The 16,562-nt window shown below is 67.8% G+C and carries 15 protein-coding genes and 1 pseudogene; 8 read left to right on the forward strand and 8 right to left on the reverse strand.

Translation table 11 applies throughout. The features are described 5' to 3' along the window. Nucleotides 1-64 precede the first annotated feature (64 nt). The 5 genes from NP777_RS43310 to NP777_RS43330 all read left to right on the forward strand — a co-directional run bounded on the left by NP777_RS43310 (nucleotide 65) and on the right by NP777_RS43330 (nucleotide 5,038). Complete coding sequence (locus NP777_RS43310; RefSeq protein WP_256655695.1) at nucleotides 65-793, forward strand: GntR family transcriptional regulator; 729 nt, start codon at nucleotides 65-67, stop codon at nucleotides 791-793. Between the two features lie 39 nt (nucleotides 794-832). Then, a complete protein-coding gene (locus NP777_RS43315; RefSeq protein WP_256655696.1) occupies nucleotides 833-1,288 on the forward strand; it encodes a PTS sugar transporter subunit IIA in 456 nt (151 codons plus the stop codon). Next, nucleotides 1,285-1,566: a PTS sugar transporter subunit IIB gene (locus NP777_RS43320; protein WP_256655697.1), complete on the forward strand. Its 282-nt coding sequence runs from the start codon at nucleotides 1,285-1,287 to the stop codon at nucleotides 1,564-1,566. Before NP777_RS43315 ends, NP777_RS43320 begins: the two co-directional genes overlap by 4 nt. A 243-nt stretch (nucleotides 1,567-1,809) precedes the next feature. Further along, the gene (locus NP777_RS43325) at nucleotides 1,810-3,198 is read left to right on the forward strand and encodes a PTS ascorbate transporter subunit IIC (RefSeq protein ID WP_256655698.1); all 1,389 of its coding nucleotides are present in this window, start codon (nucleotides 1,810-1,812) and stop codon (nucleotides 3,196-3,198) included. A 478-nt stretch (nucleotides 3,199-3,676) separates the two neighbouring features. Beyond that, a complete protein-coding gene (locus NP777_RS43330) occupies nucleotides 3,677-5,038 on the forward strand; it encodes an endonuclease domain-containing protein (RefSeq protein WP_256655699.1) in 1,362 nt (453 codons plus the stop codon). Between the two features lie 18 nt (nucleotides 5,039-5,056). Here NP777_RS43330 and NP777_RS43335 read toward each other — a convergent pair. Together NP777_RS43335 and NP777_RS43340 are read right to left on the reverse strand one after the other, a co-directional pair. After that, nucleotides 5,057-5,272: pseudogene (locus NP777_RS43335) on the reverse strand (short-chain dehydrogenase); the annotation flags it as partial. A gap of 14 nt (nucleotides 5,273-5,286) precedes the next feature. Beyond that, nucleotides 5,287-6,945: a glycosyltransferase family 87 protein gene (locus tag NP777_RS43340; protein WP_256655700.1), complete on the reverse strand. Its 1,659-nt coding sequence runs from the start codon at nucleotides 6,943-6,945 to the stop codon at nucleotides 5,287-5,289. Nucleotides 6,946-7,073: 128 nt separating this feature from the next. Between NP777_RS43340 and NP777_RS43345 the strand changes: the two genes are divergently transcribed. Further along, the gene (locus tag NP777_RS43345; protein WP_256655701.1) at nucleotides 7,074-7,754 is read left to right on the forward strand and encodes a response regulator transcription factor; all 681 of its coding nucleotides are present in this window, start codon (nucleotides 7,074-7,076) and stop codon (nucleotides 7,752-7,754) included. Further along, nucleotides 7,741-9,219, forward strand: a complete 1,479-nt coding sequence (locus tag NP777_RS43350; RefSeq protein ID WP_256655702.1) for a sensor histidine kinase — start codon at nucleotides 7,741-7,743, stop codon at nucleotides 9,217-9,219. The genes NP777_RS43345 and NP777_RS43350 overlap by 14 nt, the downstream gene beginning before the upstream one ends. 52 nt (nucleotides 9,220-9,271) lie before the next feature. On the opposite strand, the gene NP777_RS43355 is transcribed toward NP777_RS43350, so the two are convergent. Beyond that, complete coding sequence (locus NP777_RS43355; protein ID WP_256655703.1) at nucleotides 9,272-10,492, reverse strand: metallophosphoesterase; 1,221 nt, start codon at nucleotides 10,490-10,492, stop codon at nucleotides 9,272-9,274. Between the two features lie 148 nt (nucleotides 10,493-10,640). On the opposite strand from NP777_RS43355, the gene NP777_RS43360 reads away from it, so the two are divergent. Next, entirely contained in the window at nucleotides 10,641-11,240 is a 600-nt protein-coding gene (locus NP777_RS43360; RefSeq protein WP_256655704.1) for a YdcF family protein, read from the forward strand. 103 nt (nucleotides 11,241-11,343) lie between these two features. Here NP777_RS43360 and NP777_RS43365 read toward each other — a convergent pair whose 3' ends face one another. The 5 genes from NP777_RS43365 to NP777_RS43385 form a co-directional block, all read right to left on the reverse strand. After that, nucleotides 11,344-12,327: a LysR family transcriptional regulator gene (locus NP777_RS43365; protein ID WP_256655705.1), complete on the reverse strand. Its 984-nt coding sequence runs from the start codon at nucleotides 12,325-12,327 to the stop codon at nucleotides 11,344-11,346. 217 nt (nucleotides 12,328-12,544) lie between these two features. Continuing rightward, nucleotides 12,545-14,374 carry an AMP-dependent synthetase/ligase gene (locus tag NP777_RS43370; RefSeq protein WP_256655706.1) on the reverse strand — a complete coding sequence of 610 codons (1,830 nt, stop codon included), beginning with the start codon at nucleotides 14,372-14,374 and terminating at the stop codon, nucleotides 12,545-12,547. Between the two features lie 46 nt (nucleotides 14,375-14,420). Next, nucleotides 14,421-14,921, reverse strand: coding sequence for a flavin reductase family protein (locus NP777_RS43375; protein ID WP_256655707.1), 501 nt, complete (start codon nucleotides 14,919-14,921; stop codon nucleotides 14,421-14,423). Continuing rightward, on the reverse strand, nucleotides 14,914-15,693 hold the full coding sequence (locus tag NP777_RS43380; protein WP_256655708.1) for an enoyl-CoA hydratase/isomerase family protein: 780 nt from the start codon (nucleotides 15,691-15,693) through the stop codon (nucleotides 14,914-14,916). Before NP777_RS43380 ends, NP777_RS43375 begins: the two co-directional genes overlap by 8 nt. Nucleotides 15,694-15,705: 12 nt before the next feature. Continuing rightward, nucleotides 15,706-16,562 (reverse strand): enoyl-CoA hydratase/isomerase family protein (locus NP777_RS43385; RefSeq protein ID WP_256655709.1); only part of this gene is annotated, 857 nt, incomplete at its 5' end.

Raw genomic sequence — 16,562 nt, forward strand, 5'->3', positions numbered from 1 at the left:
CGTTCAGCAACCTGTAGTCATCATGACGTCTCGATGACACATGAACTCGATGAGGAGATCAGGGATGGCGGGGCACAAGTACGCGCAAGTGCGTGACCATCTCCTGCGCCGCGTCCGTGACCTGCCCGTCGGTGGACAGCTGCCCGCCGAGAGTGTGCTGTGCGCGGAGTATGAAGTGAGCCGCATCACACTGCGTCGCGCCGTGGACGAGCTGGTCCAGGACGGATACCTCGTGCGGGAGCACGGCCGTGGCACCTTCGTGACCCACCCGCGCTACAACCTGAAGCACCGCGAGCGGTTCGTGAACGAGGTGACCGGCTTCCATACGCAACTGGCTCGCCAGGGTCACACCGTCACCTCCGAGGTGGTCGCTCAGGAGCGTATGCGGGCCGGGGCGCGGCTGGCGGACGCACTCGACATCAGCCGGGCCGCGTCGGTCATCCGGCTGGAACGGGTGCGCCGGGTCAACGGAGTGGTGCACCACCTGGCCGAGTCGTATGTGGAGGAGGAGCGGTTCCCGGATGTCCTGACCACCGACTTCACCTCCACGTCGCTCTACGCCTATCTGCGTGCGCACCATGATGTGCTGCTCGCCCGCAACGAGATCGTCGTGGGCCTGCACATCTGCGACGGGCGCGAGGCGGCCCTGCTGGGCGTGGCCGAGGGGTCTCCGCTGCTGCTGGCCACCTCATGTGTCTTCGAGCCGGGCGGCAGACCGGTCATCCACGGCACGTCGAAATTCCTCCCCGAGACCGCGGAACTCTCCTTCGACATCGTCGCCGATGTCGAGTAGGCGTTCCCGGCGGCCTTGAGAACAACCACGTAGGTGCACATGCTGAGTGATCTTTTGACCGAGGAGAAGATACGTTTCTCCCAGGACAGGCTGACCTGGCGAGAGGCCGTGACCCAGGTCGCCCGGCCGCTCCTCGACGCGGGTGACATCACCCCCGGCTACGTCCAGGCCATGCTGGAGTCGATCGCGGCCGGCGGAACGTACATCGATCTGGGCCACGGCATCGCCCTGGCCCACGCGCGGCCCGAGAACGGGGCCGTACGCACCGCCATCTCCATGCTCCGGCTGCGCGAGCCCGCCCCGTTGCTCGACCAACCGGAGCACGCGGTCGACCTCTATTTCTGCTTCGCGGCGGTCGACGCCGAGGCGCATATGAGCGCCATGGCGTCCCTCGCCCGCATCCTGTCGGACGCCCCCACGCGTCAAGCTCTGCGAGACGCCCCTTCCGCGCCCGATGTCGCCAAGTTGATCACTCAGTTCGAGGAGTCCCAATGAAGTTCCTGGCCATGTGCAGCACCGGACTCGGCAGCAGTTTCATGGTGCGCATGAACATCGAGGCCATCGTCGGTGAGCTGGGGCTCTCGGACGTCACCGTCGAGCACTCCGACATCAGCTCCGCCGGACCGGGCAGCGCCGACGTGTTCTTCGTCGCGAAGGACCTGGAGGACGCCACCCAGGGACTGGGCGACGTGGTCGTGTTGAACAGCATCATCGACATGGACGAACTGCGCGACGCGGTGAAGGCCGCCGCCACCCGGCACGGGCTCCTCTGACCCGGACCCACTCGTTCGTCCGCACACAGCGCATCCCGGCGCGGCGGCGGCGCCCGCACCCGGCTCCGGCCGGCCGCCGCCCCTCGCGCCTCCAGTCCACAGCACTCGGCGCCCCCTCTCCTCCGCGTCGATCAACGGGCCGTACCACCAGCCAGTCCGGCCGTGCGCCCCTTCGCCGCTCCGTCCGGCACCCACCCATCCCCGCAGTCACGGCCTCGTCGTGCCCGAAGAGAGGTGTTGTCAGTGAACACCGTTCTGCAGAACCTTCTCGATGTCTTCCGCGAACCCTCCGTCATCGTCGGCTTGATCGCCCTCCTGGGCCTCCTACTGCAACGCAAGTCACTCTCCGACACCATCAAGGGGACGACCAAGGCGTTCGTCGGCTTCCTCGTCCTGGCGGCGGGCGCCGGAGTGGTTTCCGACGCCCTGACTCCGTTCGGTGAGATGTTCCAGCACGCCTTCGGTGTGCAGGGCGTCGTGCCCAACAACGAGGCGATCGTCGGCAAGGTACTCACCGACTACGGCTCCCAGGCCGCACTGATCTTCTTCTTCGGCATGGTCGTGAACGTGCTCCTGGCGCGGTTCACACGGTTCAAGTTCATCTACATGTCCGGGCATGTCGCCCTGTACCTGGCGGCCATGATCGCTGTGATCCTCATCGCCAATGGCTTCAGCTCCTGGCAGGCCGTCCTCTGGGGCGCCATCGCCCAGGGCCTGATCACCACGCTTTCTCCCGCGCTCGTCCAGCCGTGGATGCGCAAGGCGACCAAGAACGACAATGTCGCGCTCGGCCACACCGGCAACTTCGGCATAGCCACCAGCGGTCTGGTCGGCAAGCTCTTCGGCAACCCCGAGAAGTCCACGGAAGACCTGAAGATCCCCAAGGGGCTCGGCTTCCTGCGCGACACCACTGTCGTCATCGCCACCTCGATGGGCGTCATCTATCTGCTCGTCACCCTGGTGGCCGGGCCCGGCTACGTCGAGGACAAGCTGAGCGGCGGCCAGTGGTACCTGCTGTGGGCCGTCATGCAGGCCGGCAAGTTCGCCGCCGGGGTGTTCATCATCCTGGCCGGCGTCCGTGTGGTGCTCGCCGAGATCATCCCCGCCTTCAAGGGCATCTCCGAGAAGCTGGTCCCCAACGCCCGGCCCGCCCTCGACGTCCCGATCGTCTTCACCTTCGCCCCGAACGCCGTACTGATCGGCTTCCTGTCCAGCTTCGTCGGTGGACTCATCGGCATGGGAATCCTCGTGGCCGTCGGTGGAACGATCATCATCCCCGGCATCGTCGCCCACTTCATGACCGGCGCCGCATCCGGTGTCCTCGGCAACGCGACGGGCGGACGACGCGGCGCGGTGCTCGGCGCCATGGTCAACGGCCTCATGATCACATTCCTTCCGCTGCTCGTCCTGCCCTACCTCGGCGACGTCGGGCTGCAGAACTCCACCTTCTCCGATGCCGACTTCGGAGTCTCCGGTCTCCTCCTCGGCGGCGCGGTCCATGTCAGCCACGCGGCCGTCATCGGCCTGATCGTCTGCGCGCTGGTCGCCGTCTTCGTCGGCAGCGCCCTCACCACCCGCCGACAGGCTGCCAAGGAGCCCTCCACCACGTCGGAGAAACTGCCCACCACCTGACCCACTCACCGCGGCGGCCCGGGGCACCACGGCACCTGCCATCCGCCTCGCGCCGCCATCGGCCGGCCACCCCGGGGACGCTGCCGGCCCCCGAACGGAGCGTCTGGGTCAGAGCAACGCCTCGGCCGTCAGTGGTCGCGCTTCCACCGAGGAGATGCTGCCCGGGGGCCCTCGGCGGCACTATGGGACCGGGGGGAGCTGTTCGACATGATCACCGAACGCGAACGCGAACGCGGGCGCGTCGGCGCGGCGACCGGGGTCAAGGGGTCGCAGGTTCACATCCTTCCGTCCCGACCAGCGTCTTCGCGGGTCGAAGGCCGTTTCCGCAGAGATGCGGGGGCGGCCTCGCGCGCGGTTATGGGCGAGACGGTGTTGTCGGACGGCGTCGCCCAGGGCGCTGGAGAGGGCGGCCGGGCAGCGGTACACGGTGACCGGTCCGCGACCGGCGCCGAGTTGAGAGTGCCGTTAGCCTGTCGGTATGTCAGAGCGTGTCATGACCGGTCGCACGGACGGCCTGATCACCCTGGGTGCCGCGGACGCTCTGTGGGTCGATTTGACGGCCGACAGTGCTGTGCCGACGGCTTCTGGGGCATTGACCTGCTCTCCTGCCCATGCCCAGATGGGGTACGTCCTGCTCGGCGGCCATGTGGTGGCGACGGTGAGGGCGAGCGGCGGTCAGTGGAGTGTTCCGGAGGCCGAGGTGCGCCGGGCGGCCGCGGAACTGAACGCGGTGGGGATGGATCGGCGGGACCTGGTCCGCATCGGTCCGTTTCGTGCGGCGCCCAGGCAGGACTCCGACGAGGAGACGTCGCTGCGTTGGCGGCGGCGCATCACGGGGGAACTGCGGGAGCCGGGCGGCCCCGAGCGGGCGGCACGACGTGAAGTCGGCCGGTCGTGCCATCTGGCGGGGATCGACTGGCGACAAATGCTCGTGGAGCGGACCCGCGACGGGACGCGGCGGACGTGGTGGCTGCCGCGCGCCGTGGTCAGGCTGCTCGACGCGGCCGAGCACATCGAAAAGCAGTGGGTGCGCGCCGCGCGGACCCGCCAGGCAGGCGCGGCCGCCACCGAGCAGCCCTTCCGCCCCCGGGAGGCCCGAGCCGCCGACGGTCGGCGAGCCGCCGACGGTCGGCAGACGACGAGCTGCGAGGGTCCCACCGCCGCACCGCGCCCGTACGACGGAGAGCTGGAAGGCCAGCTGTACTCGGTGCTCAGCAGGAAGCCCGGTACCTCCCGCAGGGTGGCCGGTTGGGGGTGCGCCGTCTGCCGCACCGCGCCCGCCGCCGTCCTCGACCACTGCCACGAACACGGCTACGTCCGCGCCCCTGTCTGCCAGTCCTGCAACACACAGGAGCGCCCCGACCACCTGTACAGCAACGACATCCGCGTGGCGAACCGCTACACACGCCTCTTCGACACCGGCGCCGACGACTGGCTTCGCCACTGGCACCGCTGCCCCGGCTGCCGCGCACGGACCACCCTGCCGCTGCCGCACCTCGCCGCGTGGACCGCCCACATAGCCTGCCGGTCGCTGCGCCCGACCCACCGCGCCCCCGGCGGGCGCGAGCCCTGCGGTGTCCTGCGCGTGTCCTGGACGGGCAGTCAGAACGCGCCCCGTTCCTGTCTGCTCACTGTCGCAGTCGATTTCTGTCCCTCCGGCGAGCACCGTGTCCTGACACGAGTCCGCTACCGCGAGGCCACCGAGCGGTTTCGTGTCTGGTTGGCCGAGACGGCCCCTGCCGTGGCCGCCGCGGCCGGTCCTGACCGCTTGGACGGACTCCCTGCCCAGTCCCGGCCAGTCGTCGCGGACACCAGCGGCGAGGGCCTGGCACTGTTCTGAGCGAGCACCAGGACGGGGCGTGGTGTCGTGTGATGCGAGCCGGCGCTGCAGTTCGTACGTGAACATCAGGTTGGCGAGTCTGACCTGGCCGTAGGCGGCGACGCGGCTGTACGAGCGCTCTCACCGCAGGTCGTCGAAGTGGATGGCGGCCCGGATGCGGTGACCGGTGCTGCTGACCGTCACGACGCGGGAGCCGGGGACGGGCAGGAGCCGGTCCAGCGGCAGGCCGGTCATTCTCCCCGCTCACGTCAGCAGTTCCCTTGCCAAGGCACCGCATAGGAGCTGCCGATTTCATACGGTCCTGGTGTGGAAACTTTGAAACGGATCCAGTCGCCATCACGCTCGATACAACCAGCGCTGGTGCGTAGCCAGGGGGAGTAGGGGATACGCAACCTGACCATGCCGGGCTTGGGAACTTGTATTTCCATTTTCGCGTTGTCGCTGCTGACTACTGACGCATCCGCACCTGAGATAATTGGCCTGGCACCCTTCACCCGATATATCTGCCACTGGGAGTCGTGCCATACCGGCTCCAGCCAGCTTGGTCTGCTGCGGACGAGCTTGGCTTCGTCTTTTGCCGCCCAGTCAGGCTCACCCCCCGGCAGGACGACATAACCTATCGCCCACTTGTCGAGCCATGCGCGATATTTCCCGATCGTGAACTGGCTTTCATAGAAAAGGCCCCCACGTTCTACATCGAGCTGACGATTCCACCCTCGTGCCAGATTCACGTGAGGGCCGAGTGCGGTGGTTTCGCGATGATTGATGGCAGGCACCACCTCCACCCGCGTGCGGTCCGCGTGCAAACGGTCGAGTGCTTTCAGTACACCTTGCGTGTGGGACGCCCATGACGGGACAGGCGTCGACATATTGAGCACATGGATAGTGTGCGCCGTCACCCATTGCACGGAAAGAGCGAGAGAAAGCCCGACAGCTACCCTCGACACTATTCGAACGCCGCGCTCGAGTAGCACGCAGAGAAGCACTGGAGGCCCGAACAGTTCAGCGAGGCGGATGACGTTGGAACCGACAGGCGAAGAAATCAGTCCGGTCAAAACCACACCCGCCGCATAGACTGCGGAACTGACACGTAGAGTCCTCCACTCTCGCGGTGCCAGCAGCGCCAGAACGATTCCGAAGAGGGTTGGCTTCCAAATATCGTCCAGTGCCATGGGCATTACGCCGCTGAAAGGAAAGAGCAAGGTTTGCAAAGCGACCACTGCGACAGGCGGTGCACAAACGGCGACAGCTCTTCCAACATCCCGGTTCAAGAGCCACCCCGCCCCGGGAACCAGGAGGAACAGCCCTGCGACGGGACTGGCCAGAGTTGCCAGGGCGCTGAACGCCGATGCCAGGACCAAGCGCCGGCTGGAGCCTGCCAGGCCGAGACAGGACACCAGTGCCAGAGTCACGCCCAGTGCGAAGGTCGAGCGCCCCGATGCGACATTCGCCCAGAGCGACAGGACCGCCAGGAGCGCAGGCCACAGCGGACGGCTTACTCCGCTGCGTACGAACACACGCCCCATGAGCCACGAGGCAATGATGCCCGCCCCCACGGTGACGGTCCGCACACCAAGAAAGGCCATCAACTGCGGTGCAATTACACTGTAGTTGCCGACATGGATGCCCCCGTACCAGCCCAGGTTGTAGGGGGATCCGCGGTGTCGGGAGACGAAATCCGCCCATGAGAATTGCGCGGCGAGATCACCGCCGCCTGTTGCCAGGAGGGCGGCCCATACCGCATACAGCGGCAGGGCCAGGGCGGTGGCCGAAATCGGGACGTAGTGCTGGCGCCAGCGTGCACGCGCCCATGCGAATTCGCCGGCATGAAAACCGTCTCGTCCGTTCAGTATTTCCTGCGGAACTTTTGTGGAACCCACGGCGGGGCGACGTTCATCAACGGACATCGGCGGCAGGGCCTTTCAGCAGTGGCGAAGACACTCCGCCAGCGTGCCCGGACCTTGTTGACCGGTCGCTGACCCAACCTGACCGGCCGATCAGGAAGGCGGGCCGGCGCTGTGCGAGGCTGCACCACATGCGCATCCTGGTGGTCGAAGACGAGGTGGACCTTGCCCACACCCTGCACACCGGTCTGACGGCCGAGGGCTACAGCGTCGACCTCGCATATGACGGCCGGCAGGGGCTGTGGATGGCCCGGACCGGCGAATACGCCCTTGTCGTACTGGACTTGATGCTGCCCGGACTCAACGGCTACAAGGTCTGCGCCCAACTGCGCCGGGAGGGCAACGCGACCCCCATCCTGGTACTCACCGCCAAGGACGGGGAGTGGGATCAGACAGAGGCCCTGGACACGGGGGCCGATGACTACCTGGCCAAACCCTTCTCCTACATGGTGCTCGTCGCACGGCTGCGGGCCCTGGCCAGACGAGCCGTCACGGTCGCCCCGCCCGTCCTTGCCGTGGGCGACCTCTCGCTGGATGTCGCCGGCCGGGTCTGCCGCCGGGCCGGGACCCGGGTGGAACTCACACCCCGGGAGTTCGCCGTGCTGGAACTGCTGGCCCGCCGGGCGGGCCAGGCGGTCTCCAAAACGGATCTGCTCTATCACGCGTGGCCCGACGAAGCCCAGGATCCCAACCTGGTGGAGGCGCGCGTCAGCGCCCTCCGCAAGAAGGTGGACGCCGCGTTCCACCGGCAGTCCCTGCAGACCGTACGGGGCACCGGCTACCGCCTGGTGGACGACCGTGAACGCGACTGAGCCGCGACGCCGCTGGTGGCCGCGTTCGGTACGAGCCCGCGCGGCCCTGGCCGCCGCCTCGACCGCCGCCGTCATCCTGGTCGGCATCGGCTGGTGGGTACACCACGACGTCTACCGCCAGGGCACGCAGATCGCCGAAGAACAAGCCGAGAGCAAGGTCTGGTCGCTCGGCGCACAGTTGCGCCAGGGTGCCGTTCCCGACATCGCAGGCGGCACCCTGCCGTACGAGGTCGTCGCGAGCGGTCGGCGCTCCGCCGTCACCTACGGCGGAGGCATGGAGGGCCTCGATCCCGGCACCCGCCATGTGCTGCCCGCCCCGTCGGAGACGAGGGATCCCGGGCTCTTGACGATCCGTCCCTTCCACATACCGGAGCGCCGACACGACAGCATCAAGGACCGGCTCGGACTGGCCGGCGGGACCTACATGGTCATGTACGCCGATATCGGCGCCGACCAACTGAGCAGCGACAAAGTCGCCTCTCTTGGCGTCGCCGCCGACGCCAAGCTGCGGGTGTATGTGGTGGTGCTCCCGCACACAGCCGAGAAGATCACCGAGATCACCGACCGTGTGCTCCTGCGGGCCGGACTCGTCAGCCTCGTACTGATCGCCGCCGCCGCCTACTTCACCGTCCGCATCGCGCTGCGGCCGGTCGAAGCGATCCGCGTCCTCACCGCCTCGGTCACCGCGAGCGACCCCCGTGAACGCGTCACCGTCCCCGCCGCGGGGCACGAGATCACCGCCCTGGCCACCACCATCAACACCACCCTCCAACGCCTCGACAACGCCGCCGCCCAGCAGCGCCGCTTCGTCGCGGACGCCGCCCACGAACTGCGCAGCCCCCTCACCACACTGCTGGCCAGCCTGGAAGTCGCGCTCGCCTACCCGGAACGCACCGACTGGCCCGCCACGGCCACCACCGCCGCACGGCAGACCCGCCGCCTCCAGGCCCTCGCCGAAGACCTGCTGCTCCTCGCCCGCCTCGACACCCGCACCCCCATAGCCGGCCCCGACACCGTCGACCTGACAGCCCTCGCCTCCCGGCTGACCGAGCAATACCCCCTCGCCGAACGGCCGTTGACCCTCACCTGCGACAGCACCGCCCCCGCACACGCACACGGAGACCCCGACGAATACGAACGGCTGCTGCGCAACCTCATCGACAACGCCGCCCGCCACGCCGCACACCGCATCCAGATCACCGTCCGGAACCAGGACGCCTGGGTCGTCCTCACGGTGCACGACGACGGACCGGGCGTGCCCACCGAGGACGCCGAGCGCATCTTCGAACGCTTCGTCCGGCTCGACGACGCCCGCTCCCGCGACCACGGCGGCACCGGCCTGGGCCTCGCCATCGCCCGCGACCTGGCCCACCGCCACCGGGGCACCCTCACCCTCGCCCCCCGGACCCTCGGAGCATGCTTCCAGCTACGCCTCCCCCGAGCACCCGCCCCGGCCGAGAAATGACGCGCTTCTCCGCGACCGCACCGGCCAAGCGGATGTGCCGGCCCGTCGAGGGCTACGCCGAGGTGGGCGAGTGCGGGGAGCGGAGTACGAGGAGGGTGATCTCGCTGGGGGCGAAGACGCGGAAGGGTGGGCCCCAGAAGCCGGTGCCGCGGCTGGTGTAGAGGAGGGTGCGGGGGCCGTGGTGGCTGAGGCCGGCGAGGGCGGGCTGGTCGATGCGGACGAGGTGGTGGAAGGGCCAGATCTGGCCGCCGTGGGTATGGCCGGAGAGCTGGAGGTCGATGCCGGCGGCCGCTGCCCGGTCGATGAACTTGGGCTGGTGTGCCAGGAGGAGGATGGGCAGGTCGGGGTCGGCGCCGTTCAGGGCTCCGGCGAGGTGGGCGCGGTGGCCTGCCAGGCCGGAGGACTCGGCGGTGACGTCGTCCACCCCGGCGACGACGAGGGTGTCGCCTCCGCGTTCGAGCAGCAGATGGCGGTTGCGCAGCGGCTCCCAGCCCAACTGGTCCATCAGGTCGACCCAGCCCTGGGCCTCGCTGTGGTACTCGTGGTTGCCGGTGACGTATACCCGGGCCCGGGTGGCCCGCACGGTGCCGAGTGGGGCGGCCTGGGCGCGGCGGCGTTCGGCCGTGCCGTCCGCGATGTCGCCGGTGTGGCAGACCAGGTCGGCTTCCAGAGTGTTCACCGTCTCGCATACCCGCGTCGACCAGCGGGTGCGATCGAGCGGGCCGTAGTGGGTGTCGGTGATGAGGGCGACGCGGAGGCCGTCCAACCCGGCACCCAGCCGAGGGAGTTGGACGTCGAGTCGGCGCACCCGTGGCACGCGGCGGGCCTCGGCGTACCCCCAGCCGAGCAGTACGGCGGTTGTGCCGAGGACGGCCCAGGTGACGATTCGGGCCCGGTCCTGGCTCTCGCCGACGCCGGCCACGGTCAGGGCGAGCCGCAAGAGGACGCCGAGCAGAATGGACCAGGTGAACAGAGTCCAGATGGTGCCCAGCAGCGTGTCGCCGATGATCGCCGCCCGGTCCTGCTGGCGCCGGCCGTGGCCGCGCACCATCGCGAGCGGCATACCGATGAGACCGAGGGCGAACAGGGCGGTGCCGACCAGCGTGACGGGCAGCGGCCAGTGCTGGCCGGTGTGCAGGAGCACCCAGCAGGGCACGGCCCACAGCAGGACGGGGGCGGTCAGGGGGATGTAGCGCATCAGGCGGCGCAGTCGGCTCTGCCGCAGCGCTTGCGCCTCGCCCTCGGCGGGCCGGGTGTTGCTGGTGTCGGTCACGCTTCCCCTCCCTGACCGGGCTGCCGTCTCGCGCACTGTATCCGGTCGCCTTGGACCGGGAGGACCGGTTCGGCCTTCGCTGAACTCGCCCGCCGGCGCGGGGCCGACCAGTGTGCCAAGTGCCCCAGACAGGCCCTAGAGTCGCCGCATGCGGCGAAGGGCAGGATTGGCCATGGCTGGGGTTGCGGCCCTGGCTTGGGGCGAGTGGTTGAACTGGCGCTGGTCTCGAGTTCTCGTGGCGAACGCCGGGGGCGCTTCCGAGGCCGTGGTGGTGTTGGGGTACCGGAACCCCCAAGCGACGGCGAACTTGATCAACCGATGGCGAGTCCGCGCTGGAATTCGCTCCATCGCCGCCGACGGTGCGCATGGGACCCGTGTGATCTTCAGCGGCGGTGCGGTTGGCGGCGGCGCCGCGGAGGCCCGGCTGATGGCTGACTACGCGCAGTCCGTGCTTGAGTTCGAGGGCACGGTGCTCCTCGAAGACCAAAGCGCGACGACATGGGAGAACATCACGAACGTGATCCCACTGCTCGAGGACGTGGACCGCATCAAGATCGCCTCCCAACCAGCTCATGCGCTCAAGGCCCGTGCGTACTTGCGGCGGCAGCGCCCCGATCTTGCGGAGAGGCTGGTGCGCGCGGATGACTACCGCCCCGGCGAGTGGACGCTCGTCAAACCGCTGCTGGCTCTGTACGGACTTTGGACGCTGCGCGGTCTCAAGGCCGACGAACGGAAGGTCTCGCTGTAGACGACGCCGGATTCCTCGAGGATTTTCCAGACGGTCGAGGCGCCGTCATCGCGCATGCGGGCCGACGGATCCGGGTGCTGGGTGCCACCGGCGACCGCCGACCTCATTCCGCGAGCTGCGCCCCCGCGTTGCTCGATGTGTCTGGTTCGCCGGTGTGGCCCTCGTGGACGCGGGAGACTCCTCGCGGGGGATCGATCTCGGTCGCGTGCATGAAATCCAAAAAACGAGCCGCGACGGGGGAGAGGTTCCGAGAGCAGTGGTACATCACGCCGATGACCCTGGTTGCTCCCGGAGCATCCACGGGTACCGCCACGAGGTCATCCAGGCCGAAACCCCGCAACTCCAAGGCCGGCAAAGCTGCCACGCCCACGCCGGCCCGTAGCAGCCCGCGGATCGTCGCCGCGCTGCAGGCATGGAAGTGGTGGCTCACCGAGATCGAGTACTTGCTGAACGCCGCGTCGGTGATGGCTCGGATGCTGGTTCCGGGCCGCGTTGCGACCACGGTCTCACCAGTGAAGTCCGGCCACGAGATGGAACTCCGCGCCGACCAAGGATGGCTGTGGTGCGCGACGCCGTAGAGCTGTTCCTGCAGCAGTGGTTCGAAGCAGAAGCCGTCCGGCAGGTCACCTCGGGCGGTCAAGCCGAGTTCGGCAGTCCCACTTTCGAGGCGTTCGACAACTTCGTCCGCGGCCCCGTCGATGATCTCGAACTCCACCTCGGGGTGATCCAGCATGAAGCCGCGCATCATGTCCGGCAGCACAGCCGCCGCGACCGACGGAAGCGCGGCTACGGCGATGGTTCCGGACTGAGCCGCTACGTACGACATGAAGCGGCTCAGTCGCATGTCCATGTCGTCGAGGACGGCGCCCGTCATGAGCAGAAAGGCCTGCCCCGCGGCCGTGATGTCGAGCTGCCGAGTGGTGCGGTCGAACAACCGCACCCGCAGGAGACGCTCGACTTCCTTGATCCTTCTGCTGAGGACTGACTGAGAGATATGCTCCACCGCGGCCGCTTTCGTGAAACTGCCGGATGCGGCGAGTGTCCGGACCGCGCGAAGCTGCTGCAGCGTCAGGTCAGGGATCGGCATGGGCTTCACCCCGCGACATGCCGCAGGGCGCAGGAATGGCGGACGACGGCGGCTGACGGCCACGGCAGGCACGGGATACGACCACCTGATCGTTGATCGACACGTGGAGTGTCACCAGAAGGGTGTTCGGTTCTTCGTTCACACATCAGCTTTGAACGCCCTCCTCCCACGCCTGCGGACCGACCTCAGTTCACGCCATCTGCACGCGATCAACCACCTAGTTCGACTTTGAGCGCACGTGGTTCGCGATCGCCGCGTCGTCGTTTGCGCCGTACATGTCGTCGATCAGCGCCGCGAACGAGCTCACGACGGCATTGCGCTTGATCTTGCCGTTCGCGGTCCGCTCGCCGTGCTCGACTTCCAGGGGCCGCGGCAGAACGCGGAAGTCCTTCAACTGCTCCACCCGCGCGAGGTCCGCGTTGACCCGAGCGACCTCCGCTCGCAGGCGTTCGGCCAGCATCTCTGCCGACCGGGCGTCCGCGGTTGTGCTCGGCTCGAGCAGGACGGTGAGGTACTTACGGGCGTCGCCGACGACGATCGCCTCGTTGATCAGCGAGCTCTCCTTCAACCGGGTTTCGATGGGCTGAGGGTTGATCGTTTTCCCGCCTCGGGTGATGATCACGTCCTTCTTCCGGCCGATGAGCCGGATGTCGCCGCGGGGTGTGCGCTCCATCAGGTCACCGGTGCGGAACCAACCATCCTGGTAAGCCGCCTCGGTCTCCGCCGGGTTGCGCCAGTATCCGTCGAAGAGCAGCGGTGCGCGGAGCAGCATTTCGCCGTCGTCCGCGACCTTCACCTGGAACCGTGGGTCCGGGAATTCCCTGCCGATGAAGCCCGGACGGGGGAACGGATGGTTGAAATGAGCGATGGGACACCCGGCGGTCTCGGTGAGACCGTAGTTCTCGCGAAGATCGAGCCCCCAGATCTGCCAAATCGCGATGACGCTTTCGGGCATCGCGGCAGACGCGGTGTAGGCAACCCGGATGCGATCCATTCCGACGGTTGCCCGCAGTGGCAAGAACATCCAACGAAGTGCGGCAGCGTACGCGATCCGCAGCGGTACCGAGGGCCGGCGATGGGACCAACGGCGTTCGGCTACTCTGCGGCCGGCCCACATGGCGGCGCCATAGGCGTAGCGACGAAGTCGCGGCCAGACCTCCGTCTGTGCGATCAGTTCGCCGGCGATCTTCTCGTAGAACCGCGGCGGCCAGAGCACTGCCGTGGGCCGCACCGAACGCAACACGTCTTCGTAGTCACCAATGCGGCAGTATGTGACCACCAGCCGTGAGAGCAGCGGCGCGAACACCGACACCAACGCCGGCGCCACGTGGGCCAACGGCAGGAAGCCCACGGCATCGTGCTCGTGGCGGAGGATCTGCGGGTAGAGGCCGACGAAGGTCTGAACCGAGTGCTGAAGCGTGCGGTGCGAGTGGGTGACGCCTTTCGGGGCTCCCGTGGATCCCGACGTGTAGAACAGCACGGCGGCATCGTCGAGGGAGCCGCCGGCGACCAACTCGGACAGCGGATCGGCGCCGTCGTCGGCGTGCTGTGTTCCTTCTTCGCACAGCGCTTCCCATGTTGTCCCTTTGATCACCTCGGGTAGCTCCGGCGGAGCGGCGTCGATTCCGACCACGAGCCGCAGCTTCGGTGTGTGTGCGGCGACCTTCGCCACCTTGCTGAGCTCCGTCGTCGTCTCGCCGATGAAGGCGACGGCCTCGCTGTGTACGAGGAGTTGCTCGATCTCGGCAGGTGAGTTGGTCGGATAGACGCCGATCACGACGCCGCCGACACTCTGCACGGCCAGCGCGGCGAACACCCACTCCGGGCGTGCGCCGCTCATCATCGCGACGCGATCGCCGTGCCGCACACCTTGCGCGACAAGGCCGAGCGCGAGATCTTGCACGCGATCCCGGTACGTCCGCCACGTGATCGCCTGCATGACCCCATCACGCCAGTACCGCAGCGCGACGGCGTCGGGTTCCCTGTTCGTGCGATCGAGCAGCAGCCCCGGTAGCGTCCGGGTTGGCTCGAAATTGGTCAGATCCATGACACGGCCTCTCTTCCAGAGCCGACAAGTCCGGGCCCGATGGGATTCATGCGGCACTCTGCCCGAGGTGCAGGAAGTCACCTCGGTACCACGTCACCGGCTTGCCGCTACCTGTCCGCGCGTCGTGTACACGGCCGATGAGGATCACGTGATCTCCGCCGGGTACGGCTTGCTCCAGTTCGCAACGGATGACTGCCGCCGCGTCGGGCAGTAGCGGGTGACCCCTCTCGTCGAATTCGAAGTCTCCGTACGCGAACTTGTTTTCACCTTTTGTCGCGAACTTGATCGCCAACTCGGCGTGTGCGGGTGTCACGATGTTGACGATGAACCGCTCGGCCGCCATGAAGACGGGAGCGCAGTCCGCTCCTTGGTCCAGGCACACCAGAACGAGCGGCGGATCGAGCGACAGCGCCGCGAAGGAACTCGCGGTGAACCCGTGCGGCGTGCCTGACGCGCTTCGCGTCGTCACGATCGTCACGCCTGAAGGAAAGCGGGCCAACGCCGAGCGGAAGGCGGCCGGGTCCAGCCCTTGAAATCGATCAACCACGATATCCCTCGCGGGCGGCTCGGGCGGCAGGGTCGTTGAAGACCGTCCGCGCGTCGGCAACCGTGACCCGGAGCTGCTCTTCGACCGGCCAACTGGAAGTTCCTGAGTGCAGGGCCCGTTTCAGCGCCGCGAACACGGCAGGTGGTTTCGCCGCTGCCGCCCGCGCGTCCGCCATCGCGATCGCGAGCAGGTCGCCCTGCTCGACCACCTGGTCGACGATGCCCATCCGCTCCGCGTCGAACGCGTCGACGGGCTCTCCGCCCAGCAGGAGGCGCCGGGCCGCACGGTCGCCCAGGACCCCGCGCACTCGAGTGATCCCCTTCACGGCCGGCAGCATTCCGTGGTTGACCTCGGGGAAGACGAAACGCGCCTCAGCCGATGCGTACACCTTGTCGGCGAACAGGGCCATTTCGATGCCGCCACCGACGCACCAGCCGTTGACCGCACACACCAGCGGCCGGGCAAAGTCCTCCAGAGCGCAGAGCAGCGCGTGAAACGACGCCATCCGCTCGACCATCGAATCGGCTCCGAAGCCGATGGCTTCCTTGATGTCGCCACCCGCGCAGAAGAAGCGCTCACCAGCTCCCGTCAAGACCACCGCGGGGGTGCCGGGGCCGTCGGCGAGGGTTTCCAGCGTCGTTGTCAGCTCGCTGACGAGCGAGTTGCTGAGCGCGTTCGCCGGTGGGTGGTTCAGGGTGAGTACAACCACGCCGTCCACTTCGTCGGACGCGTGCACAGCGCTGGGCGCTGTGTTGTGCGAGGCAATGCTCATGCTCGCCTTCCCTCAATTCGCCGGTCCGCCGGCGGTGCGAGCGGAGGGGAAGTCCACGGGGCGCTTCTCCCGGAAGGCCTGGCGTGCTTCGGCGTAGTCGGCACCGGCGAAGTCGAGGATCTCGAGCGCCGAGGACAGCTCGTGCTGGGGCACCGCGTTGGTGAGCCAGGCGTTGAGCGCACGCTTGGTGAAACGGAGCGCCTGCTGGGAACCGCGGGCCAGCTGGGACGCGACCTCGAGCGCGCGGGGCAGCACCTGCTCGCGGGGAACGGACAGGCTCACGAGCCCGATCCGCTCGGCCTCGGCGCCCGTCAGCTTCTCGGAGGTGAGCACGTAGTACTTGGTCTTGGCCATGCCGACAAGCAACGGCCAGATGAGCGCGGCGTGGTCGCCGGCGGTCACACCGACCTTGGTATGGCCTTCGATCAGCACCGCGTCGTCCGCGGCGACGCTGATGTCGGCGAGAAGCGCGGTCGACAGCCCGTAGCCGACCGCGGGGCCGTTGATCGCGGAGATGATCGGCTTCTCGATGCGCAACATCGTCGCGACCCGCTTGCGTTCGGTCTCCAGCATCGCGAGCGCATCCTCGGGCGTGGGATCGGGCTGAGCGACATCCATCCCGGTACAGAAGGCTTTGCCGGCCCCGGTGATGACGACGACCCGGGTCTGGTCGTCGCGCTCGACGTCGGCCCAGATCTGGTTCATCTCCTCGAACATCGGCAGGGTGAGCGAGTTGTACCGGTCGGGTCGATTGATCGTGATCTGGAGGACGCCGTTGTCGTGGCGTTCGGTGAGGATGTCGCCGGTGCCGTGGTTGTAGAGGTCGGTCATCGGCTGGTCTCCTTGTGGTGTGTGGGGTTGTGCTGGGT

Source organism: Streptomyces rugosispiralis (assembly GCF_024505145.1).
Taxonomy (GTDB): Bacteria; Actinomycetota; Actinomycetes; order Streptomycetales; family Streptomycetaceae; genus Streptomyces; species Streptomyces rugosispiralis.

What these genes read in the sequence shown, in the direction of transcription:
- NP777_RS43360 (WP_256655704.1), top strand. Translation starts at nt 10,641, where the DNA reads ATGCGGCGAAGGGCAGGATTGGCCATGGCTGGGGTTGCGGCCCTGGCT.
- NP777_RS43380 (WP_256655708.1), bottom strand. Translation starts at nt 15,693, where the DNA reads ATGAGCATTGCCTCGCACAACACAGCGCCCAGCGCTGTGCACGCGTCC.
- NP777_RS43320 (WP_256655697.1), top strand. Translation starts at nt 1,285, where the DNA reads ATGAAGTTCCTGGCCATGTGCAGCACCGGACTCGGCAGCAGTTTCATG.
- NP777_RS43370 (WP_256655706.1), bottom strand. Translation starts at nt 14,374, where the DNA reads ATGGATCTGACCAATTTCGAGCCAACCCGGACGCTACCGGGGCTGCTG.
- NP777_RS43345 (WP_256655701.1), top strand. Translation starts at nt 7,074, where the DNA reads ATGCGCATCCTGGTGGTCGAAGACGAGGTGGACCTTGCCCACACCCTG.
- NP777_RS43315 (WP_256655696.1), top strand. Translation starts at nt 833, where the DNA reads ATGCTGAGTGATCTTTTGACCGAGGAGAAGATACGTTTCTCCCAGGAC.
- NP777_RS43330 (WP_256655699.1), top strand. Translation starts at nt 3,677, where the DNA reads ATGTCAGAGCGTGTCATGACCGGTCGCACGGACGGCCTGATCACCCTG.
- NP777_RS43365 (WP_256655705.1), bottom strand. Translation starts at nt 12,327, where the DNA reads ATGCCGATCCCTGACCTGACGCTGCAGCAGCTTCGCGCGGTCCGGACA.
- NP777_RS43340 (WP_256655700.1), bottom strand. Translation starts at nt 6,945, where the DNA reads ATGTCCGTTGATGAACGTCGCCCCGCCGTGGGTTCCACAAAAGTTCCG.
- NP777_RS43310 (WP_256655695.1), top strand. Translation starts at nt 65, where the DNA reads ATGGCGGGGCACAAGTACGCGCAAGTGCGTGACCATCTCCTGCGCCGC.